This window comes from Nocardia sp. NPDC055002 (assembly GCF_053608825.1).
On sequence record NZ_JBSGWE010000015.1, the window covers coordinates 15507 to 31824 of the forward strand.

Annotated in this window: 15 protein-coding genes; 10 read left to right on the top strand and 5 right to left on the bottom strand. The window is 67.6% G+C overall.

All coding sequences use genetic code 11. The annotated features are described in order from the left end of the window. The first annotated feature begins 231 nt into the window (after positions 1 to 231). The 3 genes from ACWF99_RS33150 to ACWF99_RS33160 all read left to right on the top strand — a co-directional run bounded on the left by ACWF99_RS33150 (position 232) and on the right by ACWF99_RS33160 (position 3598). A complete protein-coding gene (locus ACWF99_RS33150) occupies positions 232 to 1182 on the top strand; it encodes an NAD(P)H-dependent flavin oxidoreductase (RefSeq protein ID WP_452538324.1) in 951 nt (316 codons plus the stop codon). A gap of 60 nt (positions 1183 to 1242) precedes the next feature. Then, positions 1243 to 1797 carry a TetR/AcrR family transcriptional regulator gene (locus tag ACWF99_RS33155; RefSeq protein WP_378639219.1) on the top strand — a complete coding sequence of 185 codons (555 nt, stop codon included), beginning with the start codon at positions 1243 to 1245 and terminating at the stop codon, positions 1795 to 1797. A gap of 70 nt (positions 1798 to 1867) precedes the next feature. After that, complete coding sequence (locus ACWF99_RS33160; protein ID WP_452538325.1) at positions 1868 to 3598, top strand: alpha/beta fold hydrolase; 1731 nt, start codon at positions 1868 to 1870, stop codon at positions 3596 to 3598. Between the two features lie 31 nt (positions 3599 to 3629). Here the strand turns inward: ACWF99_RS33160 and ACWF99_RS33165 are convergent, their stop codons facing one another. Continuing rightward, positions 3630 to 5282, bottom strand: a complete 1653-nt coding sequence (locus tag ACWF99_RS33165; RefSeq protein WP_452538326.1) for a CocE/NonD family hydrolase — start codon at positions 5280 to 5282, stop codon at positions 3630 to 3632. A 63-nt stretch (positions 5283 to 5345) separates the two neighbouring features. Beyond that, complete coding sequence (locus tag ACWF99_RS33170; RefSeq protein WP_452538327.1) at positions 5346 to 6254, bottom strand: SDR family NAD(P)-dependent oxidoreductase; 909 nt, start codon at positions 6252 to 6254, stop codon at positions 5346 to 5348. A gap of 44 nt (positions 6255 to 6298) precedes the next feature. Between ACWF99_RS33170 and ACWF99_RS33175 the strand changes: the two genes are divergently transcribed. Both ACWF99_RS33175 and ACWF99_RS33180 read left to right on the top strand, forming a co-directional pair. Continuing rightward, a complete protein-coding gene (locus tag ACWF99_RS33175; RefSeq protein WP_452538328.1) occupies positions 6299 to 6886 on the top strand; it encodes a TetR family transcriptional regulator in 588 nt (195 codons plus the stop codon). A 232-nt stretch (positions 6887 to 7118) separates the two neighbouring features. Beyond that, the gene (locus tag ACWF99_RS33180) at positions 7119 to 8378 is read left to right on the top strand and encodes a lipase family protein (RefSeq protein WP_452538329.1); all 1260 of its coding nucleotides are present in this window, start codon (positions 7119 to 7121) and stop codon (positions 8376 to 8378) included. A gap of 162 nt (positions 8379 to 8540) precedes the next feature. On the opposite strand, the gene glnA is transcribed toward ACWF99_RS33180, so the two are convergent. Next, complete coding sequence (gene glnA, locus ACWF99_RS33185; protein ID WP_358072623.1) at positions 8541 to 9977, bottom strand: type I glutamate--ammonia ligase; 1437 nt, start codon at positions 9975 to 9977, stop codon at positions 8541 to 8543. A gap of 288 nt (positions 9978 to 10265) precedes the next feature. Between glnA and ACWF99_RS33190 the strand changes: the two genes are divergently transcribed. Then, on the top strand, positions 10266 to 10721 hold the full coding sequence (locus ACWF99_RS33190) for an RDD family protein (RefSeq protein ID WP_056821067.1): 456 nt from the start codon (positions 10266 to 10268) through the stop codon (positions 10719 to 10721). Positions 10722 to 10766: 45 nt separating this feature from the next. Then, complete coding sequence (locus ACWF99_RS33195) at positions 10767 to 11150, top strand: YrdB family protein (RefSeq protein ID WP_452538330.1); 384 nt, start codon at positions 10767 to 10769, stop codon at positions 11148 to 11150. A gap of 52 nt (positions 11151 to 11202) precedes the next feature. On the opposite strand, the gene ACWF99_RS33200 is transcribed toward ACWF99_RS33195, so the two are convergent. Further along, positions 11203 to 11946: a DUF4191 domain-containing protein gene (locus ACWF99_RS33200; RefSeq protein WP_056821069.1), complete on the bottom strand. Its 744-nt coding sequence runs from the start codon at positions 11944 to 11946 to the stop codon at positions 11203 to 11205. 119 nt (positions 11947 to 12065) lie between these two features. Here ACWF99_RS33200 and ACWF99_RS33205 point away from each other — a divergent pair, with 119 nt between their 5' ends. Genes ACWF99_RS33205 through ACWF99_RS33215 form a run of 3 tightly spaced genes read left to right on the top strand, consistent with a single transcriptional unit; the run spans position 12066 to position 14815 of the window. Further along, positions 12066 to 13484, top strand: a complete 1419-nt coding sequence (locus ACWF99_RS33205; RefSeq protein WP_378663616.1) for a M20/M25/M40 family metallo-hydrolase — start codon at positions 12066 to 12068, stop codon at positions 13482 to 13484. Further along, complete coding sequence (locus tag ACWF99_RS33210; protein ID WP_452538331.1) at positions 13481 to 14317, top strand: alpha/beta hydrolase; 837 nt, start codon at positions 13481 to 13483, stop codon at positions 14315 to 14317. Before ACWF99_RS33205 ends, ACWF99_RS33210 begins: the two co-directional genes overlap by 4 nt. Positions 14318 to 14353: 36 nt before the next feature. Next, complete coding sequence (locus ACWF99_RS33215; RefSeq protein WP_358071185.1) at positions 14354 to 14815, top strand: 6,7-dimethyl-8-ribityllumazine synthase; 462 nt, start codon at positions 14354 to 14356, stop codon at positions 14813 to 14815. Here the strand turns inward: ACWF99_RS33215 and ACWF99_RS33220 are convergent, their stop codons facing one another. Further along, positions 14816 to 16261 (bottom strand): metallopeptidase, encoded by a 1446-nt coding sequence (locus ACWF99_RS33220; protein ID WP_452538332.1) that lies wholly within the window; start codon positions 16259 to 16261, stop codon positions 14816 to 14818. Positions 16262 to 16318: the final 57 nt, after the last annotated feature.

A 16318-nucleotide genomic window follows, 5' to 3' on the forward strand; every position in this document is an offset into this window, starting at 1 on the left:
CGTCGTCCGGCATTGTCGTCGAACATACGCCCACCGCGTATCCGGCGCCGAGGTTCGTTCCCCGCGGCGCGCCACCGATCGCCGGAGCGAGCCGCGTGACGAATTTCGTTGTCACCCATTCCTTTCCGAATCGGCCACCAGCCCACCGATCCCGGCACGCATCGCTTCGGGAATGCTCCGCCGATCAGCTGCCATGATGGATGGGTCATAGCCGTGGCGAAAGGTGCACCGATGTCAGAGCAGACGCTGTCGACACAGTGGTCACGATCGCTGGGGCTGCGGGTGCCGCTGGTGAACGCGCCGATGGGCGGCGCGGCCGGTGGACGGCTCGCGGCGGCGGTGAGCGCGGCGGGTGGGCTCGGGATGATCGGCATGGGCAGTGCGGGGTCGGTGGCGGCGTTGCGCCGCGAACTGGCTGTCGCCGGAGCACCGGACGGGATCGGGCTGGTCGACTGGGTCCGCGCCCGCGAAACCGGGCTGCTCGAGGCTGCGATCGCCGCGGGTCCACGGATCATCTCGGTCAGTTTCGGCACTGATTTCTCCTGGGTCCCCCAGGTGCGGGCGGCGGGCATTCTCGCCGTCACCCAGGTGTACGACGCACCGGGCGCCCACCGCGCGCAGGACGCGGGTGTCGACATTCTGGTGGCGCGCGGCAGCGAAGGTGGCGGCCACGGCGCCGACCGGCTGGCCTTGCTGCCGCTGCTCGACGCCGTCCTCGACATCGCGACCGTCCCGGTCCTGGCCGCCGGCGGCATCGGCTCCGGGCGCACGCTCGCGGCCGTGCTCGCGGCGGGAGCGGCGGGTGCTTGGCTCGGGACCTGCCTGGCCGCCGCCGAGGAATCACTGCTGCCCGAATCCGCCCGCCTCGCGATGCTCGCCGCCGACTCCAGCAGCACCACTGTCACCACCGCGTTCGACGAGGCCCTCGATCTGCCCTGGCCACCGATCTATCCGGCGCGCGTCCTGCGCAACGAGTTCACGGATCCGTGGTCACGACTCGAAGGCGACGACGTGCCCGATTCCGACCGACTTCGCGCGGCGATCGCGGAGGACGATCCTCGGCTCGCACCGGTGGATGCGGGTCAGGGTGTCGGATTGGTGACCCATATCGAGCCTGCGGCGGCCATTATCGGCCGGCTCTGCGAGGACGCGGCCGAGCTGCTGGCGTCACGCCACGAGTAAGGCCGGTCGCGACAGGAGCGATCCGTTGCAAAAATATGTAGATCGGTCTAGTTTGAGCGGGTGGGCAAAAAGGGAGCCGAGACGCGGTGCAAGTTGATCAGGGCGACGCGATCGCTGATCGAGTCGCACGGATACTTCGGCGCCGGGCTCAATCAGATCGTGCAGGAGAGCGGTGCGCCGCGCGGGTCGCTGTACTTCCATTTCCCGGGCGGTAAGGACGAATTGGTGGCGGCGGCGCTCGCCGAGAGCGGCACCGACATCGCGACGATCATCCGCACGGTCGAGGCGACGGACGCGCGAGATTTCGCGCGAAAGATGGTGAACCTGCTGGGCGATCAGCTGGAAGCGTCGGACTGGACCATCGGGTGCCCGGTGGCGGCCGTCGCGCTGGACACCGCATCGACCAACGATGCTGTGCAGCAGGCCTGTTCGGCGACCTATCGGCTCTGGGAGGAGGCGATCCGGGAACGACTGATCGGATTCGGCCATCCCGAACCCGAACGGATCACCACGGTCGCGCTCGCCCTGATCGAAGGCGGGCTGGTACTGGCCCGCACCCACCGGTCCCGCCAACCACTTCAGCACCTCGCCGACACCATCGACGTGCTGATCTGAGCCGTTCCCGGCCCACGGCTCGAGTCTTATCCCGAAAATATGTAAATCGGTCTACTGAAAGTTGGACACCATGGCACACACCGACTCCATCGTTTTCGGCGCCGCCGGGTTCATCGGCCGCTCCGTGGTCGCCGAATTGCTGCGAAACGGGAACACCGTCACCGCCGCGCTGCGTGCGGGTAGTCAGGATCGGCTGCGGACCTGGCTCGACGGGCAGAGTGTCGACACCGCCGGTTTGACCATCACCACCACCGATATCGGCGAACCGGATCTCGCGCTGGGCGACACCGTCGAAGGGGTGCGCGATGTGTACAACGCGGCCGCGTTGATGAAGTTCGGGCTGGATGCGGAGGTGGCGCGGCGGGTCAACCTCGACGGGGCGGTGCACGTGCTGGAATGGGCCGCACGGCAACCGGATCTGCGGCGCATCGTCCACATCACCGGCTATCGCGCGGCCGACGACGGAGGTGAGCAGGACTACGGCAACGGCGCGTACGAGGCGTCGAAGGTCGAGGCCGATGCCCTGCTGCGGCGGCTCGCGGCCGAGCGTGACATCCCGCTGACCATGGCGAATCCGGCCGGAGTGCTCGGACCCGGCCAGTACTTCGGGCTTTCCGACATCATCGACAATCTCTGGCAGGGTCGGTTGCCCGCGCTGCCGGGGTCGGCTGACACCTTCGTTCCGGTGGTCGATCTCGACTACGTGGCCCGGTTCATCGTGGGGCTACCCACCCAAGCCGATACGGTCGGCAGATCCTATCCGCTGCTGGATGCCGCGACTCCCGTACTGCCCGAACTGATCCGGCTCGTCGCCGACCATCTGCACGTCGCCGCACCGCGCTTCACGCTGCCGACCGCGCTGGTACGCCGGCTTCCCCGCGCCCTGACCCATGCCGATCCCGAAGCGCTGTCCTTCCTCAGCAGCGATCGGTACGACACCAGCCGAAGCGACGTCATCGCACGGCGTCTCGGCATCGGCCACCCGCCGGTCGACGAGCTGCTGCGCACCTACGCCGACGGGATCGTCGCCGGCCGCAACGGCACCGTCACACCCACACCGAAATCCGGATTCCGCGACGGGACATGGTTGGTCGGCGAGCGAACCGACCCGGAATATGTGCTGTTGCACGGCATTCCGCTCGACAGCGAATCATGGTCCGACGTGGTGCGGGAGTTGGATGCCCCTACCCTGGCAGCCGACCTTCCCGGGCTCGGGCGCTCGGCGGTGTCCACGCAGTCGACCGGTGACTGGATGGAGGAACTGATGGCGCCGGTGCGGACGCGACCGGTCATCGTCGGTCATTCGCTGGGCTCCTGGGCCGCAATCGAATTCGCGCTGCGCCACCCCGATCGGGTGTCACGGCTGGTACTGATCGCGCCCGCGTTCCTCCAGCAGCCCGCCTCCCGGCTGACGGGTTCGCCCATCGCCGCCGAGGTCGTCAAGCGGATGTCCGCCGCGAAAGCGGCCGCGCGACTGGGCATTCCGGAAGGTCCGGCCATCACCTCCGCTCTCGCGGATCTGCGACGACCTGGTGTCGCCCAGCGCACTTGGGCGGCCCTGCGCGCCGCCGGTGCCTCCCGAGACGAACTCGCCGCGAAACTGACCCGGGTCACCGTTCCGGTCGACATCATCGTCGGTTCGGACGACCCACTGGTCGAGCCGACCGATCGGCCGGTCACCACGATCACCGGCACCGGGCACTACCCGCAGCTGACCCATCCGGATCTGGTCGCGCGCGCCCTGCGGGGCGAATCGGTCTCTGCTGCACCGCAAGACCACCCGACAAGCAGCGGCCGCTAGTTGGGCAGACAGGCAGGTTGCCGCGCGACGCTCACCCGGCCGGAGCCGTGAGTTCGATCCGGAGTGCGGGGTCGTTCACCATCTCCGGCTGGAGTGCGATGGTTTCCTCGGTTCGCCACCGTGCGTGCCAGATGGGGACGCCACCGGGGAGATCCAGTTCCCGCGGGGTGGTGAGCAAGGGAAGGTCGAGGCGGGCCGAAGTGACGGTGACGGCGGCGTTCGTCGGCGTGTGCGACCACACGTCGTCGACCGCGTTGGTGATCCGGACGCCGAGTCGGTGGCCGGTGGCCAGGCGAGCGTCCTGCCAGAGCAGCCGGACCTCGGATTCGGAGCGGACCGGGGCGATACCGCGGGTGATGACGGTGGCGCGTCCGTCGGGGGCGATGTCGTAGAGCTCCAGCGCGACAGTCGCTTCCGGCGGGCCGCTGAGGGTCAGCGCGGCAGTGGCGCGGCCCGCGAGGTGCACGGGCTCGGCGACTGGGGACGAGATCGACCAGATTTCCCGGTCCGCGCCGGGCAGTAGACCACGATCGTTGAAGGCTCCGGTGCGCAACGCGACCGACGCGCGCCGGGAATCCGTAGGCGGCCAGACGGTTTCACCGCGCCACCCACCGTCGAACTGGCCGACGGTCACCGGCGGGCCCGGTACCTCGACATCGGCGCCCGCCACGTGTTTGTCCAGGAATGCGTAGAGCTCCGAGGCGAAGTGGGGTGTGCCGCACTTCTCGCGGCAGTCCGAGTGGCCCCACTGGCCGAACCAGGCGCGATGCTCGCCGGGACCTCTGGCTTCCCACGCCTCGATGATGCGGTCGGCACGGGTATTGGAGTCGAGGAAGCTCTGGCCGAGGAACATCGGGGTGGTGTTGCCGCGGACGGCCTCGACCATGTCGCGCTCGCGCCAGTCCGGGTCGGCGCCGTTGTGGTCGGTGGTGAGGGCGAGATAGCGGGCGGCGCAGTCCTGGGTCATCTGGACGGCACTGGCTTTGTACTCGTCGCCGTCGTCGGGGTGGCCGGGGGTCGAGGCGATGGCCAGGTGTTCCGCGCCCGCGGTGTCGGCGGGGCGGATCCCGTCCTCGGTCAGCGGTTTCCCGCCGAACTTCCACGCCGTGCCCTGCATGTAGAGGTAGGAGTACGGATCGACGACCGGTTCGAACGCCGCCACCGCCGCCAGCCCCTTCGGCTTCGCGGCCAGCGCCATCATCCCGGTCCATCCCTCATAGGACGTGCCGACCACGCCGACCCGCCCCGTCGACCACGGCCTGCTCGCCGCCCACTCCACCGCCGCCGCCACATCCGAGCGCTCCCCCGGGCCGCCGAAATCCGGGCACCCGTTGGACCCACCGAATCCGCGCAGATCGACGATCACATACGTGTACCCGGCCCGCAGCGCCCATTCGACCGGCAAGTTGTCGGTCGAGGGCCCACCACCCGGGCGAGGCTGGGACAGGTATGCCAGGTGCGCCCGATAGGGACTGGCCGTCAGCAGCACCGGAGTCCGCGCGTCGGCGGCCACCCCCGGCGGACGGAGGACATCGGCGTGCAGCCGAGTCCCGTCGGGCGCGGTCAGATACTCCTGCGTCCACGTGAACGCCACATTCACCGGTTCCGCCGTTGCCGGCGCCACCGTCCCGAGCACCAACGCCACACCGGCCACCGCCCGCGCCACCACAACACCCAATCGCACCCCCGGACTATTGCCGGTCCCCGCTTCGCCGTCCAGCCCCGATAATCCGGGGCGTGTCGCCGATCAGCTGCCGGCCCGAGCATCCAACTCGGCGAGCAGATCCAGGCTGTCCCGGTAGAGAGCCTGCTGCACCGGCTCGTCATAGGACGCCATCGATGATCGGACCGGTGTGCGGCCCACCAGGTACTGAGCGGTGATTCCCTCGCGATCCGATGCTGCGACCAGCCACGCGAGGTCCGCGCCGGACCCGCGCGGCGTGCGAACACCGGGGAGCACGACGAGGGCGCGGGCGATCGTCTTCCAGGCCAGTCGCTGGACAGCGCTCGCGTCCCTGGCCAATCCGGTTCCAGGCATCAAGCCCGGGTCGAACGCGTTCACAGTGATGTCGCGTGGGGCCAACTCGCGAGCGAGGTGGTAGGCGGTCTGGAGGTTCGCCAACTTCGAAGTGGTGTACCGGCGGCGGGCGTCGCGCTGTGCCGGTTCGGTCGGTGGCGGCGGGTAAGCGAGTTCGCGGACGGTGGCGCGCAGTGGGTGCGGCATCCCGGTGAACTGCTCGGGATCATGAGTTCCCGAGGACACCATGATGATTCGCGCGGGTGCGGTGAGGTGGTCGAGAAGATCGATGACGAGACCGAGATGACCCAGGTGGTTGGTGGCGAAAGTCGCCTCCATGCCGTCGACGGTGAGGGTCCGACGAGTGAACTGCGCGCCCGCGTTGCACACCAGGCCGGACAGTGGCGGTAGGTCGGCGGCGACCAGTTCGGCCACGAAAGCGCTGACCGACGCGCGCGAGGACAGGTCGAGTGCCATGCCGCGCGCGCCGATCGTCGCAGCCAGTTCCCGAGTTCGCATCGCGTCGCGACCGGTGATCACCACCGTGTTGCTCGGGTCGAGCGCGAGGTTCCTGGCGCATTCGTAGCCGAGACCGCTCGTGCCGCCGGTGACCACGAATGTTCTGTCACTTGATGTCATATGGCACAGTCTGCCAGATAGAGGCGTCGTGCGACACTGTCTCGATGTCGCTGCGGGAACTCAAACGGGAACGGACCAGGCAGTCCATCGTCGACACCGCGTTCCGCCTGTTCGCCGAACGAGGCTTCGACGGCGTCACCGTCGCCGAGATCGCGGCGGCCGCGGAAGTCGGCACCCGAACCCTGCACCGCTACTTCACCAGCAAAGAAGAGCTGGTCTTCCCCGAAGACGATGACCTGCGTGCCGACCTGGCCCGACTGCTCGCCGAACGCCCCGAGGGTGAACATCCCGAAACCACCCTCGCCGTCGTCATCACCCCACTGATCAGCAGATTCGGCGGCGAACAACTCGCACAGGCACGCACCCGCGACGCCCTGATCACCAGCACGCCGGCGCTACAAGCCCGCGACCTGGCCAAACAGGCCGCCGTGGAAAAGCTCATCGAACACCACCTGGCCGGCCAACTGGGCGTCGCTGTCGACAGCGACGTGCGGCCGGCCCTGTGGGCGAAAATCGGGATGGCGTGCTTCTTCTCCGCGTACCGAGTCTGGCTCCACGAAGGCGGCGACCTCGCCCAGCATCTGACCGACGCCCGAACGGCGTTGGCCGAATCCGTTCCTCGACACACGTGACGCGCCTCGTAGTCGAGTAGACAAACGAAACAAGCGCCCCCGACAACGCGGCCAGATCGCTCGCTGCGGGCGAACTGATCGAGGGACCAACTTCGTCGTCAGTTCGGGTATTCATCCGGATCAGGGGATGTAATCTGGCTGCCTTCAGGGGGATTCACGGGAACGGTCCCCTCCAGGGAGGGAAGTCCGAATGGTAGACAGTGTCGTATCAGCCTGTGGTGCACCGTGTTCAGTGGTCAAGCGCGGTCAGCTGCGCTCGGCCCTGATCGCGGTGTCGGCCGTGTTGTGCTTGACCGGTACTCCCATGGCGGTCGGTGGTGCGGATCCGCTGACCACTCCGCAGAACGACCCGTTCTACACCCCGCCGTCGGGCTGGGACTCGCAGGCACCGGGCGCCATCCTGAATTCGCGACCCGTCGAGGTGGCCTCGCTGACGCCACAGGCGCAGCACGCCGACGCCTGGCAGTTGCTGTATCGAACGACAGATACCGACGGCCGACCCATGGCAACCGTGACGACGGTGCTGCGCCCACGAACCGGGCAGGTCAAAGGATTGATCACCTATCAGGCTGCCACGGATGCCTCGGCCCCACAGTGCGCGCCCTCCTACGTGCTCCGACAAGGAGCGCCTGACAAGTACGACTCCTCACTGGATCTCATTCAGATCGACCAGATGTTGTCGTCGGGTCATGCGATTTCCGTACCCGACTGGGAGGGGCCGAAGGGGACGCTGTTCGCCCCGAGGCAGCCGGGTTACGCCGCGCTCGACGGAGTGCGCGCGGCCCAGGAATTCGCCCCGCTCGGCCTGTCCGGCACCGATACTCCGGTTGCCGCGATGGGCTACTCCGGCGGTGCGTACGGCACCAGCTGGGTCGCGCACGTGCAGCCGACCTACGCTCCCGAAATACGACTGGTCGGCGTCGCCATGGGTGGCGGGACAGCGCCCATCGGCAGCTACATGGGGACGCTCGATGCCGGTCCGTTCTCCGGTTTCCTGCCGTCGCTCCTGCCGGGCATGCTGCGCGCCGATCCACGTCTGGCGGCGACCTTCGACAAATATCTGACGCCTGCCGGGCAAGCGCTGATGGCTGCGGGGGACAGCAAATGCGTGACGCCGAACGTGGCTCAGCACGCGTTCCTGCGCATGGACGACTACCTGACGATTCCTTTTTCGCAACTCATCGAGCAGATACAAGAGTCGTTGACCGAGCTGGACTTCAGCCCCTCGTCACAGACCGCGCCGCTGTTCCTCTACAACGCCGTGCACGACGAGATCGTCACCATCGCGGGGCCCGACAAGGCGGTGGCACAGTGGTGCGCATCGGGGGCGCGAATCACGTATACGCGGGACCAATTGAGCGAGCACGTCAGTCTCGCGATCAGCGCGACTCCCGCGGTCCTGCGTTGGATCGATGAGCGTCTGGCAGGGCAGCCCGCGCCGGACGGTTGCTCGACGCGCACGGTGACGTCCATGTCGCTCGGTGGTTCATAGCGCACTACCTCGACACATCCGGGCATCTATGCCTTAATACAGACGAGTCCACCCGTCCCGTGATCGCATTCTGTGATCACGGAACGGGTGGACTCGAAACTGTTTACTGCGTACTTACTGCGTACCGAGCAGACCGATCAGGCCCGTTCCCGCAGGTCAGGATCACACGTCGTAGTAGAGCTCGAACTCGTACGGGTGCGGACGCAGGTTGACCGGGGCGATCTCGTTCTCACGCTTGAGGCTGATCCAGGTCTCGATGAGGTCAGGCGTGAAGACGTTGCCCTCGGTGAGGTAGTCGTGGTCTGCCTCGAGGCGGTCGATGACCGTGGCCAGGCTGGTGGGGGCCTGGGGGATGTTCTTGGCCTCCTCCGGCGGGAGCTCGTAGAGGTCCTTGTCGACCGGGGCCATCGGCTCGATCTTGTTCTTGATGCCGTCCAGGCCGGCCATCATCATGGCGGCGAAGGCCAGGTACGGGTTGCCCGAGGAGTCAGGCGCGCGGAACTCGATGCGCTTGGCCTTCGGGTTGTTGCCGGTCACCGGGATACGCACGGCGGCCGAGCGGTTGCGCTGCGAGTACACCAGGTTGATGGGGGCCTCGTAGCCCGGCACCAGACGGTGGTACGAGTTGACGGTCGGGTTGGTGAACGCCAGCAGCGACGGGGCGTGGTGCAGGATGCCGCCGATGTAGTGACGCGCCAGATCCGACAGGCCACCGTAGCCGGCCTCGTCGTGGAACAGCGGCTTGCCGTCCTTCCACAGCGACTGGTGCACGTGCATGCCCGAGCCGTTGTCGCCGAAGAGGGGCTTCGGCATGAAGGTGACCGACTTGCCGGCCTTCCACGCGGTGTTCTTCACGATGTACTTGAACAGCTGCAGGTCGTCCGCCGCCGAGAGCAGCGTGCCGAACTTGTAGTTGATCTCGGCCTGACCGGCGGTGCCGACCTCGTGGTGGCCGCGCTCGAGCTCGAAGCCCGCGTTCTGCAGGTTGGTCGAGATCTCGTCGCGCAGGTCGACGTAGTGGTCGTACGGGGCGACGGGGAAGTAGCCACCCTTGTTGCGGACCTTGTAGCCGAGGTTGCGGCTGCCGTCCGGGTTGAACTCCTTGCCGGTGTTCCACGAACCGGAGACGGACTCGATCTCGTAGAACGAGCCGTTCATGCCGGAGCCGTAACGGATGCCGTCGAAGATGTAGAACTCGGCCTCGGCGCCGAAGAAGGCGGTGTCGGCGATACCGGTCGAACGCAGGTACTCCTCCGCCTTGCGCGCGATGTTGCGCGGGTCGCGGGAGTACGCCTCACGGGTGAACGGGTCGTGCACGAAGAAGTTCAGGTTGAGCGTCTTCGCGGCGCGGAACGGGTCGATCCGGGCGGTGCTGAAGTCGGGGAGCAGGAGCATGTCCGACTCGTCGATCGACTGGAAGCCACGCACCGAGGAGCCGTCGAACGCCAGACCCTCTTCCGCCAGGTCGGCGGTGAACGCCTTGGCCGGGATCGAGAAGTGCTGCTGGACGCCGGGCAGGTCGGAGAAGCGGATATCGACGTATTCGATGTCCTCTTCCTTGATGTACTGGATGACCTCTTCGGCCGTGCTGAACGTCACTTGCTCTCCTTACGAATCGGTTCCCAGCCAGTCGCGATGCTGGCCCTTTCGAACGACCTGCGCGCAGTCGCTACGAAGGGGTTCGTCGCGACCTGACGCTAAGGACGCGGTGTTTCCCAACAGTCAAGGCTATGTTTCGCCAGTGTTACGCGAGCCGGATGCCTGGGTGATGTCAGCCATCCGGGCGCGATCTTCACGCTAATCCTGCCATCCGCGTGATCCCACGCTGACGTGACCTCCATTAATGCGGTCGTGGGCGACCGATCGCGCGCCACTATCCTGGGTCCCATGGCGCGTATTACCGGCACATGGCTATCCGGATCCCCGGGCGAACCCGGCGACTCGGACATCTCCGGCTACCCCGGTGAGCTGTATGGGCTGCCGCGCGAGGGAGCGGGATCGCTCGCCCCGACGTGGCGACGGGTCGTCGCGCTGTTCATCGACTGGTTCATCGCCGTCGGGATCGCCGCGGTGATCACCCGCAGCTTCGTGTCGTCGTCGGTGCCGCTGCTGGTGTGGTTCGTGGTCGGCGTGGCCGCGGTGACGCTGTTCGGGTTCACCCCGGGCCAGTACTTCATGAAGCTGCGGGTGCTGCGCATCGACGCTCCGGTGGCGGTGGGATTCGTGCGCGCGCTGGCCAGGCAGGTACTGCTGGTGTTCGTGGTGCCCGCGCTGTTCACCGATGCCGACGGTCGCGGCATGCACGACCGGGCGACCGGGACGGCGCTGGTCAACGCTCGCTGAGCCGTTGGGCCCGCTCGTAGCCGCGCGCGGCCCTACGATCAGGCCGTGTCACTGAATCCGGCCATGTTGGCCGTACGTTTTCTGCTCGAATTGATCGCCATCGCCTCGTTCGGCGTCTACGGATGGCGCGCCTTCGACTCACCATGGCGGTACCTGCTCGTGGTGGTACTGCCGATCGCGGCCGCGACGCTGTGGGGCGTGTTCACCCTGCCCGACGATCCGGGACGCGGCGGCGGTTCACCGGTGCCCGTCTCCGGCCCGGTCCGGCTGCTCGTCGAGTTCACGGTGCTCTTCGGTGGCGCCGCCGCACTGTGGGCCGCTTCGCTGCCGCGCCTGGCGTTGATCTCGGCGGCTGTTCTCGCCGGTTACCACCTACTGGCATACGACCGGGTTCTGTGGCTGCTGACCGGCCGCTCGCCCAACGCCTGAAACGGCGCGAGCCCGTCACCTGAGAAGGTGACGGGCTCGCGGCGGGAGTGGGTCAGCGGCGACGGATCGCGCGCTGCATGCCCTTCATCTTCGCACCGGGGGGCATCGGGCCCTTCGGCATCGCGGGACCACTGCGCGAACTCAGGGCCGAGAGCCTGCCCTCGATCTGGTCGATCCGCTTGACGTCGATGTTGCGCGGCAGCTTGGTGAGGTACTTCTGCAGCTCCTTGAGGGGAGTCTGACCTTCCTCATTGCCGACGATCACTTCGTAGATGGGGGTGTCACCGACCAGGCGGGCGGTGCGCTTCTTCTCCTGCTGAATGAGCGATTTGACCCGCTGCGGCGAACCCTCGGCGACGAAGATCACCCCGGGCAGGCCGATCACGCGGTGCACGGCGTCGAGCTGGGTGGTCGCGGCGACGCCGTTGGCGACCCGCCACTTGCCCTGCAGGTTCTCCAGCACCCACGCCGCGGCGCCCGCCTGGCCCTCGGCCTTGCGGTACACGTTCTTCTGCACGCGGCGCCCGAACAGGATGAATGCCAGCAGCACACCCAGCAGCAGACCCAGCGGCAGCAGGAACCACTGCATGTCGAAGATCAGCCCGATGAGGAAGAAGACCACCGTGGTGCCGACCAGTGCGCCGATCATCAGCGGCAGCAGCGCCTTGTCTTCCTTGCGCTGCATGTTGAACGCCTGCCACAACTGCTGACGACGCTCGCGTGATGCCTGCTTACGGGCCGCTTTAGCCGCGGCCCTGGCTTCCTTCGACGGCTTGCCGCCCTTGCCTCCTGCCATGGTGTCAGCTTAGATGGCGCGCCGCCGGGGCGTCTGACCGCATCACACCGCGCGACGATCCCGGCGTTTCGGGCACGTTCGGCGGGCGTGGGTCCTCGCCACGGGCCACAATGGCTGAGATGCGCCCGATCACCGAGAACCCCACCCCGGCCCCCGTCACCGAGGGCGTCGATGACGAGGTCGCCCAGCGGCTGGCTGTCGCGCTGCAGTGCGTGACGGTGTCGACCGAAGATCCCGCGCACACCGCCACCGCGGAGTTCGCGCGGCTGGCCACCCACCTCGAGACATCGTTCCCCCGCGTGCACGCCGAACTGACCTTGACGACCTTCGGTCACAGCAGGCTCTACCGCTGGGAGGGCGCCGAGCCGGGTGCGGTGTCGGCGATCCTGCTCGCCCACCAGGACGTGGTGCCGGTCGACGACGCGCAACGCTGGACCCATCCCCCGTTCGACGGTGTCGTCGACGACGAATTCATCTGGGGCCGTGGCGCGATCGACGACAAGAGCCGCGTGCTCGCCGTCCTGGAAGCGGTCGAGTCGGCGCTGGAAACCGGAATTCGCCCGCGCCACACCATGTTCCTCGCCTTCGGTCACGACGAAGAGGTCTTCGGTGACGGCGGCGCGGTCCGGATGGCCCAGCACCTGCGCGACCAGGACGTGCGCGCGGAGCTGCTGCTCGACGAGGGCGGGGTGATCACCGACGGCGTCGCCGACGGGGTCGACCGGCCGGTGGCCAGCATCATGCTCGGCGAGAAGGGCTATGCGACGGTACGGCTTTCGGTCACCGAGACCGGCGGGCACTCCTCGATGCCCGGCAAGCAGACCGCGGTGGGACGGCTGGCACGCGCGGTCGCGCGCGTGCAGGACCATCCGATGCCACTGCGGCTGACGCCGGTGATCAGCGACATGCTCGCCCGCATGCGCGAGGCGCTGCCCGAACCACGACGCCGGCTGCTCGAGCTCACCGACGCACGCGGGCTGTCCAAACTGGCCGGACCGCTCGTCGCCCGCATCATGGCGACGGGCCCGACCACCGAGGCGCTGGTGCGCACCACCACCGCGCCCACCGTGATCAGCGGCGGGGTGAAGGCCAATGTGCTCCCGCAGAGCGCCGAGGCGCTGGTGAATTTCCGTATCCTGCCCGGTGATTCGGTGGCAGCGGTGCTGGCGCACTGCACCAGGGTGATCCGCGATATCGGCGTGGCGATCGACCTCGTCGGGCCCGCGTCGGAGCCCTCGCGGTTCCACGGGCCGGGTCCGGCGTTCGACATGGTCGCCGAGCTGGCGTCGAGCGTGGTGCCCGGGATCGTGACCACCACCGGGATCGTGCCCGGCGCCACCGATTCACGCCACTACGACGGCCTGGCCGCGACCCGCTGCAACTTCGCGCCGATCGTGTTGACCGCGGCGGATCTGGAACGGATCCACGGAACCGACGAGCGGATCTCGCGACTCAACTACGCTCGGCTGATCGAGTTCAACCGGCGTCTCATCGAGCGGCTCGCCGCGGCGCCCGAAGCAGGAGGAGCGCCCCGATGACGACCGACACCGGCGAGTTCGCGGGCCACGGCGGCAAGATCGCCTGGCGCGCATGGCAACCGGAGTCCGCACCGCGCGCGGTGGTGGTGCTGGTGCACGGCGTCGCCGAACACTCGGGCCGCTACGAACACGTCGGCACCACCCTGGCCGAGGCCGGCTTCGCGGTCTACGCGCTCGACCACATCGGGCACGGCCTGTCCGAGGGCCCGGCGGCCAATATCGGTTCGATGCAGGGCGCCGCCGACAATGTCGCGACCCTGCTCGATCTCGCGGGCGCCGCCCATCCCGGTGTCCCCCGATTCCTGCTCGGGCATTCGATGGGCAGCCTGGTGGTCCTGCACCAGGCGACCCGTGGACCGGTCGACGTGGCGGGCATCGTCGTGTCCGCGCCGCCGCTCGACATCCCGCTCGGCAATCCGCTCCAGCGCCTCGCCGCTCCCCTGCTCACCCGGTTCGCACCGAATCTCGGTGTGCTGACCCTGGATTCGTCCACGATCAGCCGCGATCCCGAGGTGGTGCGCGCCTACGACGACGACCCGCTGGTGTACCGCGGCAAGCTGCCCGCGCGCACCGCGGTGGAGATCCTGCAGCACACCGCGCTGGTGAAGCAGCGTCTCGGCGCGCTCACCGCGCCGCTGCTGGTAGTACACGGCACCGCCGACGTGATCGCGTCACCGTCGAGCGCCGATCTGCTCGAACGTGACGCGGGCTCGACCGACGTGACAGTGCTGCGCTATCCCGGGCTCTACCACGAGGTGTTCAACGAGCCCGAGCGCGCGAAGGTGCTCGGCGATGTCACCGACTGGCTGTCAACCCATGTTACCGGTCAGTAAGTTTTTGCTCGGGCGACACTAGTAGACTTACCACTCATGACCACGTCTACCGGCGCCGTTGCCTTCATCCGCGCCAGCTGGCACAGCTCCATCGTCAACAAGGCGCACGAGGGCTTCCTCGCCGAATACACCGGCTTCGGGTTCGATCCCGAGGTCGTCGAAGTGTTCGACGTCCCCGGCGCCTTCGAGATCCCGCTGCATGCCCAACGCCTGGCCCGCACCGGCCGCTACGACGCGATCGTCGCCGCTGCCCTGGTCGTCGACGGCGGCATCTACCGCCACGACTTCGTCGCCTCCGCGGTGATCGACGGCCTGATGCGCGTGCAGCTCGACACCGATGTACCGGTGTTCTCGGTAGTGCTCACCCCGCACCACTTCCACGAGCACAGCGAGCACGTGGACTACTACACCAACCACTTCGTGACCAAGGGAGCCGAGGCTGCCCGCGCGGTGGCGAACACCCTCAGCTCCCTGCGGTCACTGCCTACATCGCGCTGACTACTTGAACTGGTTCAGGCAGGCCTGCTCGCCGCTGAGGACGCCGGTGCGGAACGCCTCGAGGCGCTGATATCCGCTCGGCACCACCTTGCCGTTGACGTCGGAGGCGGCGAGACCGTCGGCGAGCAGGCCCGAGACCGCCTCGTCGAGGTCACCGGCCGACAGGCGCGGATCGCTGTTCGGCTCACTGAGTTTCGTGGTGAGCACGCCCGTCAGGCACGCCGTGCGCAGGCCCGCCGACTCGGCGCCCGACAGCGACAGCTTGCGATCCTGCTGCACCGCGAGGGCATAGCGGGACACGAAGACCGCGGCCGCGTTGTAGTCGCCGGTGACGACCGCTGACAGCGGCTCCTCCTTGGCACTGGACCCCTCCCCCGCACGCTTGGCCATGGCCGGGACATCGGTACCGATGATGTTCGAGCCCGGGCAGTAGGACACCGGCTCGGTGGTGGTCGTCGACGCGCAGTTACGGGTGACGCCGGCGTAGTCGAACTTCGGCGCGGTCTTCACCGGCATCGACTTGCCGAGCTGGGCCGCGAGGGTGGTCAGGGTCTCCTTGTTCACCGGCAGCTGCTCGTCGCGCTCCCCCTCTTCGAAGGTGACGGGCAGACCGGCTCGACGCTTCTCGATCTCGTCCTCGTTGATGTCCTTGCACGACTTGGCGCCCTGGGTGTAACCCATCTGCACCGCCGTCACCCGTTCGAACGCCGAACCGTGCACGGCGTCGGGATCATTGGGGTCGCGGTCGCGCACGGCGACGGTCGCGCCGAGCACACCGTTGAGCCCGTCGGTGGTGTTGAGCGTGAAGTGCTTCGAATTGCCCTCTGCCACATGGCGAAGGAACACACCGGCCAGGCAGTCGGCCTGCTGCTCCTTGACCAGCGCGTCGGTGAGGAACCCGCGCAACAGGTCGGCCTGGGACTGGATGGCGTGCCCGTATTCGTGGGCGAGCACCATCACCACCGACATCTCCTTGTACTTGTCGACCAGCAGCGGCAGCAGGACGGTGCGGTCCCAGCCGATGGTGTGGTCGAGCGGGCAGTACGCGGCGTTCACCAGCTTGTAGGTGCTGCTCTTGCAGAACTGCACCGACTCCGACTCCGGCGCTTTCGCCGACCACGAGATGTACTTCGAGGCGGGCTTGAAATTGCCGCGAAAAGTCTTGGAATACTCTGTCTGCCAGTACTCTTCGATGTCGGCGATGGCGTTGAGAGCAAGCTTGTCGATCTTGCCGTTGTCGCCGTTGTCGGCCTTCTTGTCGGTGTCGGGCACACCGGGACGCGACCCGCTGGGACCGGTGGACGACGCCGCGCCCGCCACCTCCCATGGATTGTCCATGATCGGCTGCGCCTGGTCGCTCGCGACAGTTGTCGCGCCGCAACCGGATACGAGCATGCCGATACTCATCAAAGCTGCCATGGTCGCGCCGAACCGATGTCTTCTCATGCGCTGTCCTCCCCAAAAATGACGCGGACGCCTAGCGGTCCGCGATCGAGCGCTCAC